Source organism: Tenacibaculum insulae (assembly GCF_964512435.1).
Classification (GTDB): Bacteria; Bacteroidota; Bacteroidia; order Flavobacteriales; family Flavobacteriaceae; genus Polaribacter; species Polaribacter insulae_A.
The window spans coordinates 2,627,920-2,649,495 of the sequence record NZ_OZ208512.1 but is presented as its reverse complement, the minus strand read 5'-3'; the positions used below and the strand labels follow the sequence as shown (position 1 = coordinate 2,649,495).

At 28.1% G+C, this 21,576-nt stretch carries 18 protein-coding genes and 1 riboswitch; of the genes, 9 read left to right on the top strand and 9 right to left on the bottom strand.

Annotation, left to right across the window (positions count from 1 at the left end; genetic code table 11):
* Positions 1-50: 50 nt before the first annotated feature.
* Genes ACN5J5_RS12170 through ACN5J5_RS12155 form a run of 4 tightly spaced genes read right to left on the bottom strand, consistent with a single transcriptional unit; the run spans position 51 to position 4,349 of the window.
* Positions 51-1,169, bottom strand: coding sequence for an efflux RND transporter periplasmic adaptor subunit (locus ACN5J5_RS12170; RefSeq protein ID WP_418645163.1), 1,119 nt, complete (start codon positions 1,167-1,169; stop codon positions 51-53).
* A 35-nt stretch (positions 1,170-1,204) separates the two neighbouring features.
* Entirely contained in the window at positions 1,205-2,425 is a 1,221-nt protein-coding gene (locus ACN5J5_RS12165; protein ID WP_418645162.1) for an ABC transporter permease, read from the bottom strand.
* A 2-nt stretch (positions 2,426-2,427) separates the two neighbouring features.
* A complete protein-coding gene (locus ACN5J5_RS12160; RefSeq protein WP_418645161.1) occupies positions 2,428-3,657 on the bottom strand; it encodes an ABC transporter permease in 1,230 nt (409 codons plus the stop codon).
* 2 nt (positions 3,658-3,659) lie between these two features.
* Positions 3,660-4,349, bottom strand: a complete 690-nt coding sequence (locus tag ACN5J5_RS12155; RefSeq protein ID WP_418645160.1) for an ABC transporter ATP-binding protein — start codon at positions 4,347-4,349, stop codon at positions 3,660-3,662.
* A 140-nt stretch (positions 4,350-4,489) separates the two neighbouring features.
* Here ACN5J5_RS12155 and ACN5J5_RS12150 point away from each other — a divergent pair, with 140 nt between their 5' ends.
* On the top strand, positions 4,490-4,903 hold the full coding sequence (locus tag ACN5J5_RS12150; RefSeq protein ID WP_418645159.1) for a thiol-disulfide oxidoreductase DCC family protein: 414 nt from the start codon (positions 4,490-4,492) through the stop codon (positions 4,901-4,903).
* A gap of 87 nt (positions 4,904-4,990) precedes the next feature.
* Here ACN5J5_RS12150 and ACN5J5_RS12145 read toward each other — a convergent pair whose 3' ends face one another.
* The 3 genes from ACN5J5_RS12145 to ACN5J5_RS12135 all read right to left on the bottom strand — a co-directional run bounded on the left by ACN5J5_RS12145 (position 4,991) and on the right by ACN5J5_RS12135 (position 9,149).
* A complete protein-coding gene (locus tag ACN5J5_RS12145) occupies positions 4,991-6,085 on the bottom strand; it encodes a YncE family protein (RefSeq protein WP_418645158.1) in 1,095 nt (364 codons plus the stop codon).
* 5 nt (positions 6,086-6,090) lie between these two features.
* Complete coding sequence (locus tag ACN5J5_RS12140) at positions 6,091-7,971, bottom strand: TonB-dependent receptor plug domain-containing protein (protein WP_418645157.1); 1,881 nt, start codon at positions 7,969-7,971, stop codon at positions 6,091-6,093.
* A 29-nt stretch (positions 7,972-8,000) separates the two neighbouring features.
* A riboswitch (cobalamin riboswitch) is annotated at positions 8,001-8,198 on the bottom strand.
* Positions 8,199-8,210: 12 nt separating this feature from the next.
* Positions 8,211-9,149 carry an ABC transporter substrate-binding protein gene (locus tag ACN5J5_RS12135; RefSeq protein ID WP_418645156.1) on the bottom strand — a complete coding sequence of 313 codons (939 nt, stop codon included), beginning with the start codon at positions 9,147-9,149 and terminating at the stop codon, positions 8,211-8,213.
* A 99-nt stretch (positions 9,150-9,248) separates the two neighbouring features.
* On the opposite strand from ACN5J5_RS12135, the gene ACN5J5_RS12130 reads away from it, so the two are divergent.
* The 6 genes from ACN5J5_RS12130 to ACN5J5_RS12105 are packed head-to-tail and all read left to right on the top strand — an operon-like array spanning position 9,249 to position 13,736.
* Complete coding sequence (locus tag ACN5J5_RS12130) at positions 9,249-9,752, top strand: bifunctional adenosylcobinamide kinase/adenosylcobinamide-phosphate guanylyltransferase (protein ID WP_418645155.1); 504 nt, start codon at positions 9,249-9,251, stop codon at positions 9,750-9,752.
* A gap of 3 nt (positions 9,753-9,755) precedes the next feature.
* Positions 9,756-10,796, top strand: coding sequence for a nicotinate-nucleotide--dimethylbenzimidazole phosphoribosyltransferase (gene cobT / locus ACN5J5_RS12125; RefSeq protein WP_418645154.1), 1,041 nt, complete (start codon positions 9,756-9,758; stop codon positions 10,794-10,796).
* 4 nt (positions 10,797-10,800) lie between these two features.
* Entirely contained in the window at positions 10,801-11,568 is a 768-nt protein-coding gene (locus ACN5J5_RS12120) for an adenosylcobinamide-GDP ribazoletransferase (protein WP_418645153.1), read from the top strand.
* Positions 11,553-12,080: an alpha-ribazole phosphatase gene (cobC, locus tag ACN5J5_RS12115; RefSeq protein WP_418645152.1), complete on the top strand. Its 528-nt coding sequence runs from the start codon at positions 11,553-11,555 to the stop codon at positions 12,078-12,080. The genes ACN5J5_RS12120 and cobC overlap by 16 nt, the downstream gene beginning before the upstream one ends.
* Before the next feature lie 2 nt (positions 12,081-12,082).
* Complete coding sequence (locus tag ACN5J5_RS12110; protein ID WP_418645151.1) at positions 12,083-13,198, top strand: ABC transporter substrate-binding protein; 1,116 nt, start codon at positions 12,083-12,085, stop codon at positions 13,196-13,198.
* A gap of 25 nt (positions 13,199-13,223) precedes the next feature.
* Positions 13,224-13,736 (top strand): DUF6933 domain-containing protein, encoded by a 513-nt coding sequence (locus ACN5J5_RS12105; protein ID WP_418645150.1) that lies wholly within the window; start codon positions 13,224-13,226, stop codon positions 13,734-13,736.
* 172 nt (positions 13,737-13,908) lie between these two features.
* Here the strand turns inward: ACN5J5_RS12105 and ACN5J5_RS12100 are convergent, their stop codons facing one another.
* Positions 13,909-15,579 (bottom strand): pseudouridine synthase, encoded by a 1,671-nt coding sequence (locus ACN5J5_RS12100; protein ID WP_418645149.1) that lies wholly within the window; start codon positions 15,577-15,579, stop codon positions 13,909-13,911.
* A gap of 128 nt (positions 15,580-15,707) precedes the next feature.
* Between ACN5J5_RS12100 and ACN5J5_RS12095 the strand changes: the two genes are divergently transcribed.
* Positions 15,708-16,451: a LytR/AlgR family response regulator transcription factor gene (locus ACN5J5_RS12095; RefSeq protein ID WP_418645148.1), complete on the top strand. Its 744-nt coding sequence runs from the start codon at positions 15,708-15,710 to the stop codon at positions 16,449-16,451.
* Positions 16,452-16,462: 11 nt separating this feature from the next.
* Entirely contained in the window at positions 16,463-19,387 is a 2,925-nt protein-coding gene (locus ACN5J5_RS12090; RefSeq protein ID WP_418645147.1) for a sensor histidine kinase, read from the top strand.
* A 15-nt stretch (positions 19,388-19,402) separates the two neighbouring features.
* Here the strand turns inward: ACN5J5_RS12090 and ACN5J5_RS12085 are convergent, their stop codons facing one another.
* Positions 19,403-21,523 carry a response regulator gene (locus ACN5J5_RS12085; RefSeq protein ID WP_418645146.1) on the bottom strand — a complete coding sequence of 707 codons (2,121 nt, stop codon included), beginning with the start codon at positions 21,521-21,523 and terminating at the stop codon, positions 19,403-19,405.
* Between the last annotated feature and the right edge of the window lie 53 nt (positions 21,524-21,576).

Sequence of the window (21,576 nt, the reverse complement as noted above, 5' to 3'; positions counted from 1 at the left end):
AAAAGCAACTCATAATGAGTTGCTTTTTTTATATAGTAATGATAAAATGATTATTTTTTCAATCCTCCATTATTATCACCTTCTTTAGAAACTTTGTTCCAAATTTTAATTTCATCGGTAGCAGTAACTCCTTCTAAAATTTCTACGTTTACACCGTCTGAAATTCCTAATTTAATATCTTTTCTTTCAAACTTTTGATCGCCTGTTTTAATTTCAACATAAGGCTTTTCTGTTTTTCTATCAAATTGTAATAATGCTTCTTTTATTGATAAAACACTATCTTTCTGTGCTAAAACTATTTCGGCATTTGCGCTATAACCCGCTCTAATAAAATGAGAATCATCTAAAGTAACATCTGCTTTAATTTTAAATTGCACAGCACCACCTTCGTCTGTTCCTTTAGGAGCAATAAAGTTTAAAACTGCTGGGAATTTTTTCTCTTCAATAGCACCTAAAGCTACTTCAATTTTTGTTCCTTTTACTAATTTACCAACTTCTGATTCATCTACCTGACCTTCAAAAATCATTTTAGTCATATCTGCAATACGAGCAATTGTAGTACCTGCGTTAAAATCGTTGGTTTGTGTTACTTGATATCCTTTTTTAACAGGAATTTCAACAATCATACCTGAAGTAGTCGCTCTAATACTTGTATTTGCAGCGTTTCCTAAACCTGATGTAGTACCTCTTTTAATGATATCCATATCAGATTGTGCGTTGGCTAAGTTTTGTCTTGAATTATTGTAACCTAATTCAGAGTTTTCAAATTCTTGACGAGAGATAACTCCTTTGTCAAATAATTTTTTATTTCTTTCAAACTGTGTTTTAGCATTATTAAAAGATAATTTTGCATTTTTAACTACACCGTTTGCTCTATTTAAAGAAGCTACGTTAGGTACAACTCTTACCGTTGCAATTAAATCTCCTGCTTTTACAATAGCTCCTTCTTCAACTGCTATTTTATCAATAATACCAGCAATTTGAGGTTTAATTTCAACTTCTTCTAAAGGAACAACTTTACCAGTAGCAACACTTTTTTTAACTATAGTAGTCTTAAAAGCTTTTTCTGTTTTATATTCAATTGGTGAAGCGCTGTTCTTTTTTCCAAACCATATTAACACTGCTATTAATGCTAACGCTATTCCGCCAAAGATGATTGCTTTTTTCATTTTTATCTATTTATATTCTTGTTAATTGATTTTTTTTATTCTTCTCTTAATGCTTCTATTGGCTGTATAATGGTAGCCATGTATGCGGGTATAAATCCTATTAATGTACCTAAAAATATTAAAACGGCATAAGCTATTAATACAATTGGTATATCTACTGTTGGATTTGTTAAAATGTCTGCTGCATCAATCATCATTAAAATTAAACCTCCAGCTATAATTCCTAACGAACCTGCTAAAAGTGTTAAGAAAATTGACTCTAATATAATTTGTTGACGTATTTTTATTGGTGTTGCACCTAACGCTCTTCTTATACCTATTTCTTTTGTTCGTTCTTTTACGGTAATTAATAAAATATTACCAATGGCAAATACTCCTGCAATTAAGGTAGCAATACCTACAAACCAAGTTAAAAACTGCATTCCTGTTAAAAACCCTGTTACTTTGGCTATTTCTTTACCTAAGTTAAATCCATTAAAAGCTCTGTTATCATCAGGATGAATTTTATGAATATTTTTTAGTAATACTTTTATATCAGCTTCAACCTGTTCTATATCAAAACCTACTTTACCAGTTACCATCATCCATTGAAACTTGTTTCCTGAATTGTAAACTAGTTTAAAAGTACTAAACGGAATGTGTACAGTGTTACCACCACCACCTATTCTACCTGGTTTATATACTCCAATAACTTTATAACTAATGTTATTTATTTTTAAATACTTACCTAAAACTTCTTCGTCTTTATCGTATAGTTGCTCGTAAACATCATCACTAATAACACATACTTTTTTGTTTTCGTTAATATCATTCTGATTGATAAAACGTCCTTCAATTAAATTTTTCTTTTGTACTTTATCTAACAACGGATAGTCTCCAAAAATAGTAAGATTTGCTGTTTTTATACCATTTACTACCAATCCTCCAGTAGCATTTCTTGGCACTACAAATTCAACACCTTTAACCTCGCTTTTTATTTTCTCAACGTCGCCAGTAGTTAATTCTATTTGCCTACCTTCTTGAAAACCTTTAAAAGCTTTTGATGTTCTACCACCAGCCATAAATACACTGTTGGTAGCAAAATCACCAAACATACTGTTAAATCCGTTTTCAATTCCTTTGGCTGCACCTAATAATCCTACTAAAAGTAAAATACCCCAAAATGCTCCAAAAATTGTAATTGCAGTTCTGCTTTTGTTTTTACGAATACTTTCGTAAATTTCTTGCCATACATCTTTATCAAATAAAAACTTCATAATTAATCTGCTCTTAAGGCTACTATTGGTTTAATTTGTGCTGCTCTTTTTGCTGGTAAATACCCCGCAATCATTCCTGCTATAATCAAAGTTATTGTTGCTCCTACTACTACTGGAGTTGAAACTCCAGGATTTAGTATAAAAAACTTCTCTAAACTTGGACCTGCTATTTTTAAAATACCTACCCCAATAATAAGACCTAAATATCCTGCCAATGCGGTTATTAAAATAGATTCTAACATTATCATTGAAATGATAGATTTTGGTCTGGCTCCAATAGCTTTTCTAATTCCTAATTCTTTGGTGCGTTCTTTTACTACATACACCATAATATTACTAATACCTACAATACCAGCAATTAAAGTACCTAAACCGATAATTAAAATTAAAATACTTAATCCTACCATCATGCTTGATACTTCTTTATTATCTGAAGCGTAATTGTTTATTCTAATTCCCCTTTGATCGTTCGGATCAACTTCGTGCTTCTTTTTTAATTCTCTTCGCATTTGGTTTCCAAACGAAATAGCTTCGTCAACACTTAATTTTGGATTGTATGTTAAACCAAAATCACCAATATGATCATTGTTACCATAAATTTGTTGCATCGTGGTAAACGGCATATAAATATAACGCTCGTCACTATCGCCTCCTGGATCAGAAAAAACCCCAATAATTTTATAGATTATTCCTCCAATGTTTAGTTGTTTACCAAAAGCACTTATTTGACCAAATAAATCTTTTTCAACCATACGACCAATAACTACTACTTTGGCTTTTTCTTTTAAATCTCTAACATTTAAAAATCTACCTTCTGTTATTTTTGCAGATTCTAAAATATCGTATTTAGGATATACACCACGAGTTGTATAATTATCTTCTTCGGTTTTATATACAACTTTTGCGCTTCTTTGAATACGCGGACTTATCATTTGAATTTTACTCGCATATTTTTCTTTTAAAAATTCAAGGTCATCATTTTTAAATTGAATTCTACGTCCAATTTGATGCCCTTTATATGCTTTTGTTGTTCGGTTAGAACTTATGTAAATCGAGTTAATTGCATCTGATGCAAACTGTTCTTTAAATGTATTTTGAAGTCCGTTACCAATACCAAAAAGTAAGGTAAAAAGTAAAATAGCAAAAGCAACTGTAAAACCAGATAATATAGATCTTAACTTGTTTTTACTTATACTTTGAAAAATTTCTCGCCAACTATCAATATCAAACATAATTAAACTGCTTTTGCGTTGGTGTATTCATCGCTAATAATAATACCGTCTTTAAGACGCACAATTCTACTAGTTTGTTCTGCAACTTCTTCTTCATGAGTAATTACAAAAACCGTCATTCCTTCATCATTAATTTCTTGTAATAAATCCATTACAGAATCGGTTGTAGATGAATCTAAAGCTCCTGTTGGCTCATCAGCTAAAACTACTTTTGGTTTTGTTGCCAATGCTCTGGCAATTGCCACACGTTGTTTTTGCCCTCCCGAAAGTTCGTTTGGTAAATGATGTGCCCATTGTTTTAAACCTACTTTTTCTAAATAATTTAAAGCAATTTCTAATCGTTCTTTTCTGGCAACACCTTTATAATATAATGGTAACGCAACGTTTTCTAAAGCTGTTTTGTATGATATTAAATTAAACGACTGAAAAATAAATCCTAAAAATTTATTACGTAATACCGCAGCTTTCTTTTCGTTTAAGTTTTCTATTAATTGTCCGTTTAAATAATAGTTACCTTCATCATGCGTATCTAACAAACCTACAATATTTAATAAAGTTGATTTACCAGAACCTGACGACCCCATAATAGATACAAATTCACCTTCTTTAATATGTAAATCTAAGCCTTTTAAAACATGAAGTTTATCTTTTCCGATAGGATAAGATTTATGTAGGTTTTCTATTCGAATCATAGTATTTAGTTAGTTTTTAATCAAAAATAAATATTTATTTTCACTAAAATATTTACTTACTTTCTTACTAGACGCTTGTTATTTAATAATGTTACACTATTTATATATATTTTTGTTTTATTTTTTATAAAACAAGATGAATGGTTGATTTACCAAAGGATAAGAAAATAATTTTATTTGACGGAGTGTGTAATTTTTGCAATAATAGTGTACAAAAAATTATACATTATGATAAAAAAAATCAATTTGTATTTGCTTCTTTACAAACTGATATTGGTACAAAAATAACGAATCATTTGGGTATTGATACTTCTAAAATAGATGCTATAATTTTGTACGAACCTAATGTTGCTTATTATATAAAATCAACTGCTGCTTTAAAAATAGCTAAAGAGTTTGGTGGACTTTGGAAATTAATTTTGATTTTAGACTTTTTTCCAGAAAGTATTAGAGATATTGTTTATGATTTTATTGCAAAAAACAGATACAAATGGTTTGGTAAAAGTGATCATTGCGCAATTCCATCCGAAGAAATAAAAAATAAATTTTTATAAAAAAATAAACCCATTTACATTTTTGTAAATGGGTTTACCTAACATTGTAACGCCATTTTAAAATAGCTTTACAAACGGGGGCTACTATTAGTTATTAAAATATATTTTTGAAGCTCCAATACCTACTAAAGAAGTATAAACTTCTGACTTTGTATTTAAATCATGAACTTTAAATTTAGATAAAGTTGTAGTTGTAGAAAACTCGTAACTAACAGTAAAAAGATTATTATCTCTAACATTCATTCCATAAATACCTCCTACATCTATACCTTCGGTTGCTAAAACTGTAGCACTTTCATCAATTGTATATACTTTACTATCTGCTCCTTTGTAATAATATACTTTTCCATTTTGATAAGTCATAAGAGCAGCACTTTCCATTGAAGGAAATTCTAATTTCTTAGAAATAGTATTACTTGATAAATCAATAAAAGAAATAGCAGATGTTGTTTTATCAACAACATTCCAGTTTGTATCAAAAATTGTATTACCTTCCGATAAAACAATTAAATTACCTGCATTGTCAAAAACCATTTCATCAGGATTATCATCAACAGTAATCGTTGAAATACTATTATTAGCATTTAAATCTACTACAGAAACAATATTGTTTGAACCATAAGCTCCTTTATGTGAAATATATAATTTATTGTTCTTATTTAATATTTGTTCAGGACCAATGGCTACATCTATTTTAGAATCAACTTCTAATGTGTTTAAGTTAATAACTGTTACATAATCATCATCTATATCATTTCCCCATTGTGTTTCTCCCCAATTCGTAACATATCCTTTTCCATTAACAATTGTCATGTATCTAGGATTTTTTAAGTCAGTAGTAATTTGCCCTTTTTTTTCAAAAGTATATCTATCTGCAACTACAATTGTATTCACATCATTTAAAATAATATAAGCATCTGTATCTGTAAACGTAATTGATTGTATTAAACCTCCTAATAAAGATCCATTTTTACCTGCGTAAATAAAATTTTGAGATTCAGTTAATTCATTGTTTATATAAGAAATTGAACCATCTTTATCATTAAAAACACCCTCTGCGCTAATTATAATTCCTTTGGTGTATTCGTCTTTTAGTACTTCTACTATCTTTTCATTATCAGAACAAGAAGTAATAAGTGTACTAACTAAAAAAAGTTGTAAAATTAATTTTGTAATTTTCATTTTGTTTAAAATTTGTAATTTATATTGATGTTAAAGTTTGTACCAGGCATAGGGCGTAAATTTGAAAAATAATACACTTTGTTAAATATATTATTTACGGTTAGTCCTAATATTGGAAGTTTTGTTGTTTTTGTTGATAAATTATAGTTAAAGCCTATATTTTGTACACTAAGCGCATCTAAAGAGTAAAAATTTAAATTTGTTTCGTTCGTATATGTTTTACTTTGGTATAAACCTTGTAAAAAAATAGTTGCTTTTTTATACGTATAATTAGTTGTAAAATTTAATAAGTGCGAAGGAGCGTATGGTAATATTTTAGACGTTTCTTTATTTGTTGCTTTTGTATAAGTGTAATTAGATGAAATATTAAGAGTATGTTCTCCTATTTTTTTTTGATAACTGATAAATGATTCTACACCTTTATTTATTACGTCACTTACATTTTTTGGTATCCATAAATTGCTACCTCCTGCTGGTAACCACAAAATTTTATCATTTGTATGTATATAAAATGCTGTTGACTTTAATACTACGTTTTTATTTTTATATGAAATACCTATTTCTCCTTGAAGTGAATTTTCTGGTTTTAAATTTAAATTACCTACAATAGGCCAATAACTCTCATTATAAGTAGGTGTTCTATAATTTGTAGAAAAATTACTTAAAACAGTAAATTTTGGAGATACTTTATATTCGCTTCCGATAAATATTGAAGTTGGCACATTAAAATCAGAGTTTAATTCTTTTCTTACTTGTAAGTTTGTAAGTAACTTTTCAAACGGTTTATATTTTATGTTTCCAATAAAAGCTACTGAATTTCTTTTTTTAGTAGTTATTTGAGAGTTACTACCTGTTATATTTTCAAAAGTTGTTTTATAATTAAAAGATATTATATTAGAAGGTTTGTAGGTTAATGAATAATTAGCGTGGATGGTTTTAGATTTCCCAAAGCTAAAATTATCAGCATCTTTATTATCATAATATCGATATTCTTGTGTTAAATAAGCTACATTTATTAGCTGCTTAAATTGTGATGAATAATTATAATTCCACTGTAATAAATTGCGTTGATTAAAATCTTCATTTCTTTCACTACCAGCAGATGGATTTGGCAAACCATCTGAAAATAAACGATTACCATAATAGCCAGTTGTGTATAAGGCTAATGTGTTTTTTGAACTAAATTTATGAGCTATATTAAAACTAACACCATAATTTTTATAAGTCCCATTTTCGTTTTTTAATAAATTACCATTAGTATCTTTATATCTATCGTCAATAAAAGTATAATCGTTATCAGAATAATTGACTGTAGAAGCTAATTTTACACTCCATTTTTCATCTCCAAAAGAGCTTTTAAAAAAATTAGACGTTGTATTGTAACTTCCAAAAGAAGAAAATAAATGAAACTTTTTATGCTTTTTAAAATTTAACTCATCATTTAAACGAACTGTTCCACCAATAGCTCCCGAACCAAATTCGGCACTGTTTCCACCACTTTGAATAACAATATTATCACTAATATTAGCTGATAAAGAATTAAAATCTGTTTGTCCGCTACCAATTGCATTAATCGGTATCCCGTTCCATAACACTAATGTATTAGAAGCTGAAGTTCCTCTAAATCTAGCTGTACTCACTCCTCCATTACCATAATCTCTAAATGAAATAGGGCTATTGTAACGTAAAGTATTTGTTAAATTAATTGGATTTTTAACAAGTTCTTTTACTCCAATTTTTATTGATTTTGTAGCGATATGTTCTATTTGTCTTTTTATCTTTCCATTAACAATAACTTCTTTAAGTTTATTGACAGAAGTTGTGTCTTTTTGAGAAAAAAGAGTGCTAACAAAAAATAACAAGAAAATACTTAATATTGTTTTCATAATATCTTAAAACCTTTATCCCGAAAGTTTGAGTTATTTAAAATCTAGGCAGGTCTCCTGGCTTGCGTCTTGTAATTGGTCTTCCCATTTAAAATAAACAGTGACTTAAAGAGTAATTACAAGCTTAATAGCTTACAGTTGCGGGAACAGCTTCGGTATTTAACCGAATTCCCTTTTAATTTGATGCTATGTTGTTAAACATCAAAACCTAAAATTTTGCGCAAATGTATGGTATTTTTTTAATTATTTAATACCAACAAATCATTATAATTAGAAAACTTATTTTTAAGTTTTTCTGATACTTTAAACGAATTAGGATGAATCATAGCCGATAAACACTCAATACCATCAACCAAAGTACTTGCTGATGATTGTGTAAACATAGCAAAATCAGCAATATATACTTCACCATTTTTTACAGCTTTTAAAGAACTCCATTCAGGTTTATCTTCTAAAAAACGCATATCTTCCATCGTTCTTTCAATTCCGTAACCACAAGGAGCAATAATTAATATCTCTGGATCGTATTTTACAATTTTATCCCAAGAAATAACAATACTATCTCCTGATGGATGCGATAATAAATCAACTCCGCCAGCATACCCTATTTGATGTGGAATCCAATGTCCGCAGTTAAATAAAGGATCTATCCATTCTAAAAGCATCACACTTTTAGATTGCAATCTGTTTGCGCGTTGTGTATCAACAATTTTATAAATTCTTTCTTTTAATTGGTTTACGTAATTAATACCTATTGCTTCTTTATTCATTGCTTTTGCAATTGTTAAAGCATTGTCAAAAACATCTTCTAAAGAATTTGGAGTAATCGAAATTAACTCGGGAGTTTTAGCCAATTTATAGGCCGATTTAGCAACCGACTCTGTATCTATCTGGCAAACATCACATACATCTTGCGTAAAAATAATATCAGGTGCAATATTCTCTAAAGCTGGCTCATCTACATAATATAGCGTACCCCCTTCGGCCTTTGTTTTAGAAAAAATAGTATTAATTTCTTCGCTCGTTAAAGTTTGTCCTTCTAATTTGTAGCGAACAGCAACTTGTTTTTCATCAAGTGCAATTGCAGGACATTCAAAGGTAATACCCTCTAAATATTCTTGTAATCCCATATCGTAAATCATTTGGGTTACTGCTGGCATAAACGAGGAAACTTTCATATAAAAATATTTTAAGCCGCTAAAATACATAGTTCTCTAGTATTATTATCTTTTTCTAAAAAATCTTTCTAATCTTTGTTGCCAAATTATTTCTTCATTATGATGTATTATATAAGTGGCGGAGAGCGTTCGGGTAAAAGTAGTTACGCTCAAAAATTAGCAGAATCTTTGTCTGAAACTCCTTTTTATTTAGCTACTTCAAGAATTTGGGATGATGATTTTAAAAAGCGTGTAGACAGACATGTTTCTGATAGAGATGAACGCTGGACGACTATTGAAGAAGAAAAAAACATTAGTACTGTAATTGATAAAAATACTACGGTGGTGGTTGATTGCGTTACTTTATGGTTAACCAATTTTTATGTAGATACTAAAAATGATGTACAGCAAAGTTTAAAATTAGCGAAAGAAGAAATTGATAAACTACTTAAAATTGATGCTACAATCATTATAATTTCTAACGAAATAGGAATGGGTTTACATGCTGATACTGAAATTGGACGAAAATTTACCGAGCTTCAAGGTTGGGTAAATCAATACATTGCTAAAAAAGCAGACAAAGCAACTTTTATGGTTTCTGGATTGCCTTTAATTTTAAAATAAAACATGAATTTTACTACTATTACTCCGCTTTCTACAAGTTTAAAAACCAAACTTCAAGATAAAATAGATTTTAAAACAAAACCTATCGGTTCGTTAGGTGTTTTAGAAACAATTGCACTACAAATTGGGCAAATTCAAAATACACTTACGCCTTTTATCTCAAAACCAAGTATTGTGATTTTTGCTGGTGATCATGGAATTGTAAAATCAAATTCTGTAAGTCCTTATCCGCAAGAAGTAACGCAACAAATGGTGTTAAACTTTTTGAATAACGGAGCTGCAATCAACGTTTTTTGTAATCAAAATAATATTGATTTAACTATTGTTGACGCTGGTGTAAATGCTGATTTTGAGGAAAACACTAAATTAATAAATGCAAAAATTGCCAAAAGTACTAAAGATTATAGTGTTGATAAAGCAATGACAACTGATGCGTGTTTGGCTGCTTTAGCAAAAGGAAAACAAATAGTACAGCAACTACATAAAAACGGAACAAATACCATTGGTTTTGGCGAAATGGGAATTGGTAATACTTCATCCGCAGCACTTTTAATGAGCTATTTTACCAATGCACCCATTAAAGATTGTGTTGGTAAAGGAACTGGTTTAAATGATGAAGGCGTTCTAAAAAAAGGAGAAATTCTTAAAAATGTATTAAATCTTCATCAAAAAAACATTCAAAACCCGATAGATGCACTGGCAACTTATGGTGGTTTTGAAATTGTAATGATGTGTGGAGCCATGTTAGAAGCTGCAGCGTTAAAAATGACAATTTTAATTGACGGATTTATTGTTACATCGGCTTTATTAGCAGCACAAGCAATTGATAAAAACGTGTTAGATTATTGTCTTTATTGCCATACTTCTGGTGAGCAAGGTCATGAAAAAATGTTGCAATTTTTAAATGCAAAACCCTTATTAAATATCGGTTTACGCTTGGGAGAAGGTACTGGTAGTGCAATTGCTTTTCCAATAGTACAAGCAGCTGTTAGTTTTTTAAATGAAATGGCAACTTTTAAAAGTGCAAACGTATCTGAAGCTTAATTTTATGAAAAATCAAATCCATTATTTTTTAACTGCTGTTTTATTTTTTACTCGAATTCCGTGTCCTAAATGGGTAAATCATTCTCCTGAAATATTAAATAAAAGTAGTCGTTATTTTTCTTTAGTTGGTATTTTAGTAGGTAGTATTGCTGCACTCGTTTTTTACGGGGCTTCTTTTGTAGTTAGCCCAATAATTGCAATTATTTTTAGCTGTATTGCCTCTGTTTGGACAACCGGTGCTTTTCATGAAGATGGTTTTGCAGATGTTTGCGACGGATTTGGAGGTGGATGGACGAAAGAGAAAATCTTAATTATCATGAAAGATTCTAGACTCGGAACTTACGGAGTTGTAGGATTAATTTCAATTTTATCCTTAAAAATAGCAGGCTTACACGAATTAAATAATAATGTAAAAAACATTCCTTTAATACTTATTTCTGGGCATGCAATTAGCCGCTTTGTGGCTACTGTTTTATTATACACGCAAGAATATGTAAGAGATATTGATACCGCTAAAGTAAAACCTACAACACAAAAAATGAGCACAAAAGCGCTTGTTATTTCGGGTTTCTTCGGATTAGCACCTTTGTTCTTTTTTAAAGATATTAGAATATTTGCAGTTTTAATTCCTTTATTTTTTGCTTACTTATATATGTCTCGCTTATTTAAAAAATGGATTGGCGGACAAACGGGAGATTGTGCTGGTGCTTTACAGCAAGTTTCCGAAGTTGTATTTTATTTATCAATACTTGTGATATGGAAATTATTTTAGTTAGACATACAACACCAAATATTGAAAAAGGTATTTGCTATGGGCAAGCCGATATTGGTGTTACCGATACTTTTTTAGAAGAAATACAACCTATTTTAAAAGAGGTTAAAGTAGATGATTCTGAAACTGTTTATTATTCGAGTCCCTTACAACGCTGTAAATTATTAGCAGAAAAACTTTCTGACTCTATTATTTTTGATGATCGATTAAAAGAACTCGATTTTGGTGATTGGGAGCTTCAAAAATGGGATGATATAAATAAAACCGAACTTGATGTTTGGATGCAAGATTTTGTGAATGTTGCTGCTACAAACGGGGAGTCTTATATTAATTTACACACCCGAACCGTTCAGTTTTTAACAGAACTAAAAACATTAAATAAAAAACGAGTAGTTGTTGTTACACATGCTGGTGTTATTAGAAGTTTGTATGCCTATATCAACAAAAAACCTTTAAAAAATTCTTTTGATTTAAAACTTAATTACGGACATATTATAAAAATTACGCTATAAAAATGAAACATTTAGTATCACTTATTATTATTTCTTTATTTCTTATTCAATGTAAAAATGTAGAAAAAAAAGATGTCAAAAAAGAAATCACAATTAATAGTACTATCAAACACGCTAAAGGTTTTGATATTGTAACCGTAAATGGGCAAAAGAAACTAATTATTAAAAAAGTGTTTCAAAACTCTAAAAAACAATTTGAGTTTACTCTTACCAATAAAACAAATATTGCTAAAAATGAAATTAAAGTTCCGGTAAATAAATTAGTGGTTACCAGCACTACACACATACCAATGCTTGAACTTTTAAATAGTGAGGATAAGTTGGTTGGTTTTCCGCATGCCAAATATATTTCATCAGAAAAAACAAGAAAAAGAATTGACGAAGGTCATGTTACTGAACTTGGTACAGAGCAGAGCATGAACACTGAAAAACTAATGGATTTACAACCCGAATTGGTTGTTGGTTTTTCATTAAACCCAAATAGTAAATTGTATGAAAACATTAAAAAAACAGGAATTCCTGTTGTTTTTAACGGCGAATGGTTAGAGGAAACTCCGTTAGGAAGAGCCGAGTGGATTAAGTTTTTTGGAGCGCTTCTTAATAAAGAAAAAGAAGCTGACAGTATTTTTAATGCTATCGAAAAAAGTTATTTAAAAGCTAAGGAAATTGCAAAGAACAATAAAAAAAATCCAACAATTTTATCAGGAAGTATGTTTAAAGATATTTGGAATGTTCCTGGAGGCGATAGTTTTATTGCTACTTTTTTTAAAGATGCACATTTAAATTATTTATGGAAAGAAACCACGGGTACAGGTAGCTTACAACTTAGTTTTGAAAGTGTTTTAGATACAGCAAAAAAAGCTGATTATTGGATTGGCTGTGGACTTTACGAAACTAAAGAACAACTAATAAGTGCTAACAAACATTATAAAGAGTTTGAAGCTTTACATAGTGAAAATATTTACACAATTGGTACTAAAAAAGGAAAAACGGGCGGACTTATTTATTTTGAATTAGCACCAATAAGACCCGATTTAGTATTAAAAGATATGATAAAAATTACCAATCCTAATTTATTACCGAATTACAAATTATCATTTTTTGAAAAGATGAAATAGTTTATAAATAAAAACTAACAATTTAATGACTACAATATTTACAACTAAAAAACTTGAGAAAATAATAAAAAAGAGAATTGATAATCAAGTTATAGAAATTGAAAATATTTTTGGAAAATGGAATGCTTCTGTATTATTTATTGCGAAAAAAAAGTGCTTACTTTTTGTAAATGCTAAAACTTTTTATTCAGTTATAATTCCGAGATTTACAGTTAAAGATTTAGCTAAAATAGATATCCTTTTTCTTGAGAATTTCTATGCACAATTAAATTTTGAAAAAATAAAAGTAGGCTTTAATAAACTTGATGAAAATATTGGTAGTTTAAGATTTCATCAAACGGATAACGATAAAAAAATAACAGGAATTATAAACTATAATATTTCAAAATTAAATTATTTTAAATACGAATACGCTATTTTTAATTCGGAAGTTATTAGAGAAATGACAAAAAAAATAAATAGTACTCCTTTTAAACAACTAGGTTGGAAAATACCGAATGAATTAATGAACGAGATAATAAAAGGTAATTGTACATAATAAAACGTATAAGTGTTTTTATTATCAGCAAAAAATAAGTGATATTACAAATTCAAAAATTAGTTTTTTTATCTGTAGCTATTTCCCGCTTTCTGCACTCGCTCTCTGCGAGGAGCTCAAACAAATGCTTCAATCGGGGCTAAGTTATTTTGCTGATTTTTCAGAGAGCTAATTAAAAACCTGCTTTTTTATGAAAGCTCATTTTTTGTTTTGTTGTAGGATGTGTAAATTCCAAAGTATCTGCATGTAAATACAATCTATCGGACTTTTTACCATACAAATCATCCCCAATAATAGGAGTATTTAATCCCAAGTTATGAGAAGCATGCATTCGTAATTGATGTGTTCGTCCAGAAATAGGGTAGAAGTGTACTTTTGTTTTTCCGTTTTTACGCTCAATTACTTCCCAAGTTGTTTTGGCAGGTTTTCCATATTCATAACAAACCAACTGTCTTGGTCTGTCATCTAAATCAACTCTTAAAGGTAAATTTATAGTTCCTTTTTCATCAGTAATAATTCCGTCTAACAAAGCCGTATACCTTTTTTTAACAGTCTTATTTATAAACTGACTTTGAATATTTTTATGCGCTTCTTTATTTTTTGCTAAAACTAATAAACCAGAAGTAGCCATATCTAAACGATGAATAATTATAGGGCCAGAAATATCTTTTATCTGTTGTTTTATGCGAGTAAATACCGAATCTTGAATGTTAATTCCTGGAACCGATAAAAATTCATTAGGTTTATAAACAACAATTAATTCATCATCTTCAAAAATAGTTTCTAGTTCTTTTCCTACAGCCGGGTTTTCTAATAACGGATTGGTATCCATTTCAATACCCGCTAACATGTGCGTTAAAATAGGTTTGCACTTACCTTGACAAGCCGGATAAAACTGTTTGTGTTTCCGTATTTCTTTATTTGGCGATTTTCCCCACCAAAATTCGGCCATTGCAATCGGTTTTAAATCATGTAAAAAAGCATATTGTAATAATTTAGGCGCCGCACATTCACCTGTGCCAGCTGGTATGTTTTGTACAGAATTACCGTTAAATAATTGGGCTATGTTTTTACGTTCTTTTTTTGAGTTTAAAAACTGATATTGCTCAGAAATATATTGTTGTAAGGCAATAGATTTAGATTTACGTTTTTCTTTTAGCAAGGTTATTTCGTTGGTAAATACTAAAAGTTTTTCTTCAAGAGGTTTTAAAGTATGTTCCCAATACCTGTTTACATTATTAAAAAAATGCTTAGCTTCTAAACTTTCTTTGTCTAAAATATTTTTAAACTCAAGATAATCTTCTGTAGATAATTCGGTTATTGCTTTTTCTCTTCGTAAAGCTCTATTTTTTTTAGCTACTGTGTTTGCTTCTTTTTTTTCTTGAATATCGGTAACTGCTTTTTCTTTTTCAGTAGTATACTTTTTTAAGGCTGTTAAATACTCAGTATTTTCTTCAAGAGCCTCTATAGTTAAGCTAATGTTATTTAAAGTTTCTTTTTCATTAAAAAAAAACGAATCTTCAGCAAGCATATCATAAACGGGAGGTACAAACATTTTATGCTTGTTTTTATCACCTAATTTACCAGAAACAGCAGTAATATATCCAATTTCATTTTCTTGATTTTGCACTACTAAAACCCCAAACATTTTTCCTGATACAATTCCTTCTTCAGTATTATTGATTCCAAAATTATGTTTAAAATCAGTTTGAGTTTTTAAATATTCCTGGATTTCTGTTGTAGCTAATTTACACAATTTATGAGGTTCGTAATAAAACGGAAAAGTAAATTTTTTAGGAAGTTCAATTTTATGAATATCACAAGAAAAATATTGAAAAAACATTTTCAAAATAAATAATTTAAAAACGTAAAGATACCTTTTTTAATAAAATAAAATCACTTCACAAACCCAATCTGCCATTCATAAAGTCTATTGTTAAAAATTGTAAATCAATACTTATATTTGTTATTATGGATAAAATTAGGGCAATCCTTATTGATGATGAGCAAGGAGCTCGTAATGTGTTAACAAATTTATTAGAACGTACTAGTTCTAAAATTTCTATTGTAGCAAAATGTGTCAATTTATTAGAAGGTGTTGAAAAAATTAAAGAACTACAGCCAGATGTAGTTTTTTTAGATGTACAAATGCCACAATATGCGGGCTATGAAATTGTTAACTTTTTTGATGAAATAACTTTTGAAATTATTTTTGTAACGGCATACAATGATTATGCAATTAAAGCTTTTGAGTTAAATGCAATTGATTATTTGGTAAAACCAATTGATAGAAAAAAATTAGCTAATACAATACAAAAGTTAAGCACTAAATTGATAAATAAAGCTGCTTTAGTAGATTATAAATCGTTATTAAAAATTATAAAAAATAAAGATTATAAAAAACTAGTATTACCAGAACTAGGTAATAGAAGAGTAATAGATATTGACACTATAATAGCTATTGAGGCAGATGGCGCTTATAGTAAATTATATTTAACCAATGATAGGTTTATAACAACAAGTAAAAACTTAAAGTTTTTTGAAGAAAAATTACCAGAAGAAACCTCTTTTTTTAGATCACATAGAACGTGGTTAGTAAATATAAATTTTATTGAATCTCTAAATAAAACTACGCAAAGTATTACATTAGTAGGCACTAATATAATAGCTAAAATTTCAAGGGCTAAAGTTGATTATTTTAATAAAAATATTTAAATATTATATTCATGATTCGTAAAATATTTGTTTTTTTATTAATAAGTTCTATCTCATTAACAATACAAGCTCAAGAACCTGTAAGTATACATTTATCAGAAAAAAATGGATTGCCAGACAAAGAACTTTATGATATTATAGAAGATAGTAAAGGTTTTATTTGGCTAAGTGCCGATAAAGGTTTGTTTAAATATGATGGTAAATCATATAAAAATTACACACATCCAAAACAACGTGGATTATCAGTTTTTAATACTCAAGAAGATCATTTAGGTAGAATTTGGTGTAACAATATTTCAGGGCAATTTTTTTATATTGAAAATGATAAATTGCATTTATATATAGATTTAAGTGGTATTTTAAAAGGTGAATTAGTAAACTATATAGTTGAAGAAGATTCTCTAATTATTTATGGCAGTAGAGACGTTTATAAAATTAATTTAGTTACAAAAGAAATAGTAAAAATATTTCAAATTCAAAAGGTTACTTTGAGTAAACCAATAGTTTATAATGATTCTGTTTTTTTTGGAAGCACTTCAGGAATTTATAATTTCTCTTCAGATTACAATATAACTACTGTACAATCTCTACCTATAAATCTAAAAGATTCTGTAGCAGGTAAAATTATAGTTACTGGTAAAAACACTATTTTTAAAATAAAAAAAACTCTTTATTTTAGAACATTAATAAAGAATAAGAACACTTTTTTTAAATTAAATATACATAAGCAAACAACAGTGATAACAGCTGATTTTGAGGAATTAGCGAACAAACAAATTTACAATCAGTTTGAAACTGAAAATGCTATTTGGTTTGGGACCAGTGCTGGTGTTTGGGTTTATGAAAAATCAGGAGATTCCTATATTTTAAAAAGTCGATTTTTAACTACTAAAAATGTAACAAAAGTTATAAAAGATAAAGACGATAATTTTTGGTTAATAACATTAAATGATGGTATTTATATTATACCTAATATTAATATAAAATCTCTCCCTGGAAATTTTAAAAATGTAACCAGTTTAGAAGTTATCAATAATAAAACACTTGTTTATGGAAACACTAGAGGTAATTTAGGGTTTTATAACATTAAAACAAGTAAAAATACCTTTATAAACTTAAATGAAAGGGATAGAATTTCTAAAATACGTTACCATCCTAAATTGAATTCAGTTTATATAGCTACAGATTTTAGAGGTTATATTTTAAATCGAACAAATAACCAACTAATAGAGAAGAAACTTTTAATCACAGCTAAAAGTTTAACGATTTTAAAAGATAACCAATTATTATTAACCTCTAATAAAGGTGTGGTACTTTTTGATAATAATCGTTTTGCGTCTAAAGACGAAGTATTATTCAATCAAAGAAGAAGAACTTATGAATCGTATTTTGATAGTATAAAAAACACCACATATATAGCTTATGTTGATGCGTTAATGCGATTTGATAGTGTTTGGAAAGGAAGAAAAATAACTTATAAAAATAAACCTATTTTTGGTAAATCTATTACGAAATCAACTAATGGAATAGTTTGGGTTGGTACTTTTAAAAACGGAATTTATGGTGTAAAAAACGATTCTGTAATAAAACATTACACTTTTAAAAACGGATTAACATCAAATTATATTGAAAAAATTAAAGCAGATGAAAATAATTTATGGATTGCTTCAGATAATAGTATTCAATTACTAAACACTACAACCAATAATTTTCAAACTTTTAAAAAAGTTGACGGAATTATATCCTATGATATTTCTGATATTGTACCATTACAAGATAAGATATACTTTTCATCAAATGAAGGTTTATTTTCAATTGATAAAAAATCAACACAAAAAGTACAACAACCAGAAGTGTATTTTAATACTATTGAAATTAATGGACAAAAATCTAAAATTAAATCAAGCTACAAATTAGATTATAATCAAAATGCAATAAAAATAGGTTTTAATGTAAACGGATTTTTATATAATCAAAAAAATAATTATAACTACCGTTTAAAAGGTTTTAATAATGATTGGATTACTACAGATTCGGGTATAAACTTTGTTAAATATAATAGTTTACCCGCAGGTGAGTTTACTTTTGAAGTACAACCAATTATTAATGGCAAACCCAGCGTTGAAAGAACAAAAAGAATTACAATTACGATTGCAAAACCGTTTTGGAACCAATGGTGGTTTAGATTAGGTATAGCTATTCTTTTTTTCGGAAGTACAGTTTTGTATTTTAAAAGAAAATCAATTTTAAAAGAAAAGGAACGTCAAGCAGAACTAGAAAAAATATCATTAGAAAAAGAACTAATTGCTATTAATTTAACAGCATTACGTTCACAAATGAATCCACATTTTATTTTTAATGCATTAAATTCTATTCAAGATTTAATTTTAAGAAAAGATACAGATGCGTCTTATGATTATATTGTTTTATTTGCTGAATTAATACGAAATACACTTAATTATTCTAACCAAGATTTTATTGCTATTGATAAGGAATTACGTTTTTTAAATGTGTATTTACAGTTAGAAGAACTTCGTTTTGGCGATGATTTTATTTATCAAATTACTTCTAATACAGATGATGATTTAGAAATTCCGTCGTTGTTAGTTCAACCATTTATAGAAAATGCATTAGTACATGGTTTAATGCACAAAAATGGTAAAAAAACACTAAAGATAGATTTTATTTTTAAAGATGATACACTACAATGTATAATTACAGACAATGGAATAGGTAGAAAAGAAGCTGGAGAAATTATTTCTAGACAAGGAAATCATCATGAATCTTTTGCTTTAAAAGCCATAAAAAAACGACTAGAAATCTTTAAAAAGCAATTTAATACCCATGTAGGGTATCATATTGAAGATTTATATGAAAATGATATTTCATTAGGAACAAAAGTAGTTTTAACACTTCCTTTTAAAAAACGATTTTAATAAAAATATTTTTATTTAAAAACCATAACGTTCTTTTAATTTATCAAATAAGTAAGTAGTGTTGGTAATACCTACAGCTTTAGCTATTTCTTTTTTTGATTTAAAAGGATCTTCTATTAATAATTGACGAGCTTTTTCTAATCGAGCTTCTTGTATTAATTGAATAACTGTTTGTCCTAATATACTTTTAACTTTTCTATTTAAAGTACTTTTAGAAACCTTCATGTAGTCTGAAATAGCATCCACAGTAAGCAAAGGAGAGTTTATATTTTTATTAATATAAGTAGTTAGCTTTAAGTTAAATTTATCAGCAAAAGCATTAATATTACTTGTTTCTTCTTCAGAATTATTATTATCAAATTCAGTGATATTTCTGTATAAAGCTATAGAGTTTTTAACATGAATTAAAAATTCTTCTTCCATAAAAGGCTTATGTAAATATCCATCAATACCTAAACGTAGCATTGATAATTTTCCGTGATTATCTGTTCGTGCAGTAAGTACTATAATTGGTGTTTTGTTGTGTTGTTTTTTAATTTGTTTAACAAAAGCTTCACCATCCATTATAGGCATCATATAATCAGTTACAATTAAATCGAAATTGTTATTTTTAAGAATATCAAGAGCTTCTTTTCCATTTTCGGCTAAAGTAACACTGTAATTATTTAATACATTTTTTAAGTAGGTTCTCATGTGTTCATGATCTTCAACTAAAAGTATGCTTTGTTTTTTATCAACAACTATAGTTTTCGTTTGCTTGTTAGAATAATATACTCTGATAGAATCATTAGTTGTTTTGCTTATTGGATTAACAAGCTTTTTAGGTATACAAATACTAAAGGAAGTACCTTTATTTAAAGCACTTTCAACTTCAATAGAAAAATTATGAGCTTCAATAATGCTTTTAGTAAAGGCTAAACCAATACCACTACCTTGACTTTGAGTTATGTCGTTTTTTACTTGATAAAAACGATTAAATATAGTTTCAATTTCTGATTTATCTATACCAATACCATTATCAATAACTTTAATTTTAAGACACTCATTGCTAATAGAGGTATTTATAGAAACTTCACCGTTAGATTTTGTAAACTTTAAAGCATTACTTAATAAATTGGTAATTGCTTTAGAAAATAACTCCTTGTCAATTTTAATATTAATATTAGGAGTTTGGTTTTCGAATACAAACGAGATGTTTTTGTTTGTAAAAAGACTATGAAAATTTGCGGTATGCTTTTCTAAAAACTTACTTAAATTTACAGTTGAATAATCTAGTTGGAGTTCGCTAGTTTCCATTTTACTCAAATCCATAATACTATTAATAATATGCTGCATTTGTATACATTGCTCTTTTATAACAGCTATTTTCTGAACATTTTCTTTGTCCGAATTATTAAAATTTAATTGATTTGTATATCCTTGAATTAAGGTTAAAGGTGTACGAATTTCATGTGATAAATTAACGAAAAAATGAGACTTAAACTCATTTAATTCACGTAATTCTGTTTCTTGTTTTTCTAAAATAATTTTATCATCAAGTACTTTATCACGCTCTAATTCTAATAATTTTTCGTTATTCTTATTTAGGGTTTTAAAATATAAAACAATTAAAAAATTAAGAATAAATAACCAAATCATTAAAGGAGAAAGAAATAGTACTTCATTATATTGATAAAACCCTAGTTTGATAAAAGTATAGTGAAATATAAGTATACTTATTCCTAAAAAAATCCAACTATATCTGTTTTTATCAAAAAAAACAAGACTAATTATAGGAATTAAGATATAAAAAAATTCAATAAATTTTTGAGGAGCGCTAAAAGTGGTAATTATAAAAAAGTAAGCTGTCATAAATAATAGCATTCCACTAGCAGCAAGCGTAAATCTTTTAATTTTATTAAAATAGTGAATTACAGCTACAATAAAAAGCCCTATTAAGTTTATAGATATACCTTTAAAATATTTGTCTTCGGTATAAGAAATTAAACCAAACAAAATCATAAATCCAATTAGTAAAAAGGCAAAATACCAAAGTATACAGATTAAATTAATCAACCGTATCGTTTTATTTTTCTGTTTTGTGTTTTTAGAATCTACTCCTAAATTAGATATTCTCTTAAAAAAAGATAAGATCATTTTCTGATTATTTTAGTTGGTATCGCAAAATATTAAATATTATCTATAAAATA

What these genes read in the sequence shown, in the direction of transcription:
- ACN5J5_RS12140 (WP_418645157.1), bottom strand. Translation starts at nt 7,971, where the DNA reads ATGAAAACAATATTAAGTATTTTCTTGTTATTTTTTGTTAGCACTCTT.
- ACN5J5_RS12095 (WP_418645148.1), top strand. Translation starts at nt 15,708, where the DNA reads ATGGATAAAATTAGGGCAATCCTTATTGATGATGAGCAAGGAGCTCGT.
- ACN5J5_RS12145 (WP_418645158.1), bottom strand. Translation starts at nt 6,085, where the DNA reads ATGAAAATTACAAAATTAATTTTACAACTTTTTTTAGTTAGTACACTT.
- ACN5J5_RS12165 (WP_418645162.1), bottom strand. Translation starts at nt 2,425, where the DNA reads ATGAAGTTTTTATTTGATAAAGATGTATGGCAAGAAATTTACGAAAGT.
- ACN5J5_RS12150 (WP_418645159.1), top strand. Translation starts at nt 4,490, where the DNA reads ATGGTTGATTTACCAAAGGATAAGAAAATAATTTTATTTGACGGAGTG.
- ACN5J5_RS12160 (WP_418645161.1), bottom strand. Translation starts at nt 3,657, where the DNA reads ATGTTTGATATTGATAGTTGGCGAGAAATTTTTCAAAGTATAAGTAAA.
- ACN5J5_RS12170 (WP_418645163.1), bottom strand. Translation starts at nt 1,169, where the DNA reads ATGAAAAAAGCAATCATCTTTGGCGGAATAGCGTTAGCATTAATAGCA.
- ACN5J5_RS12100 (WP_418645149.1), bottom strand. Translation starts at nt 15,579, where the DNA reads ATGTTTTTTCAATATTTTTCTTGTGATATTCATAAAATTGAACTTCCT.
- cobT (WP_418645154.1), top strand. Translation starts at nt 9,756, where the DNA reads ATGAATTTTACTACTATTACTCCGCTTTCTACAAGTTTAAAAACCAAA.
- ACN5J5_RS12130 (WP_418645155.1), top strand. Translation starts at nt 9,249, where the DNA reads ATGATGTATTATATAAGTGGCGGAGAGCGTTCGGGTAAAAGTAGTTAC.
- ACN5J5_RS12120 (WP_418645153.1), top strand. Translation starts at nt 10,801, where the DNA reads ATGAAAAATCAAATCCATTATTTTTTAACTGCTGTTTTATTTTTTACT.
- ACN5J5_RS12135 (WP_418645156.1), bottom strand. Translation starts at nt 9,149, where the DNA reads ATGAAAGTTTCCTCGTTTATGCCAGCAGTAACCCAAATGATTTACGAT.
- ACN5J5_RS12085 (WP_418645146.1), bottom strand. Translation starts at nt 21,523, where the DNA reads ATGATCTTATCTTTTTTTAAGAGAATATCTAATTTAGGAGTAGATTCT.
- ACN5J5_RS12155 (WP_418645160.1), bottom strand. Translation starts at nt 4,349, where the DNA reads ATGATTCGAATAGAAAACCTACATAAATCTTATCCTATCGGAAAAGAT.
- ACN5J5_RS12105 (WP_418645150.1), top strand. Translation starts at nt 13,224, where the DNA reads ATGACTACAATATTTACAACTAAAAAACTTGAGAAAATAATAAAAAAG.
- ACN5J5_RS12110 (WP_418645151.1), top strand. Translation starts at nt 12,083, where the DNA reads ATGAAACATTTAGTATCACTTATTATTATTTCTTTATTTCTTATTCAA.
- ACN5J5_RS12090 (WP_418645147.1), top strand. Translation starts at nt 16,463, where the DNA reads ATGATTCGTAAAATATTTGTTTTTTTATTAATAAGTTCTATCTCATTA.
- cobC (WP_418645152.1), top strand. Translation starts at nt 11,553, where the DNA reads ATGGAAATTATTTTAGTTAGACATACAACACCAAATATTGAAAAAGGT.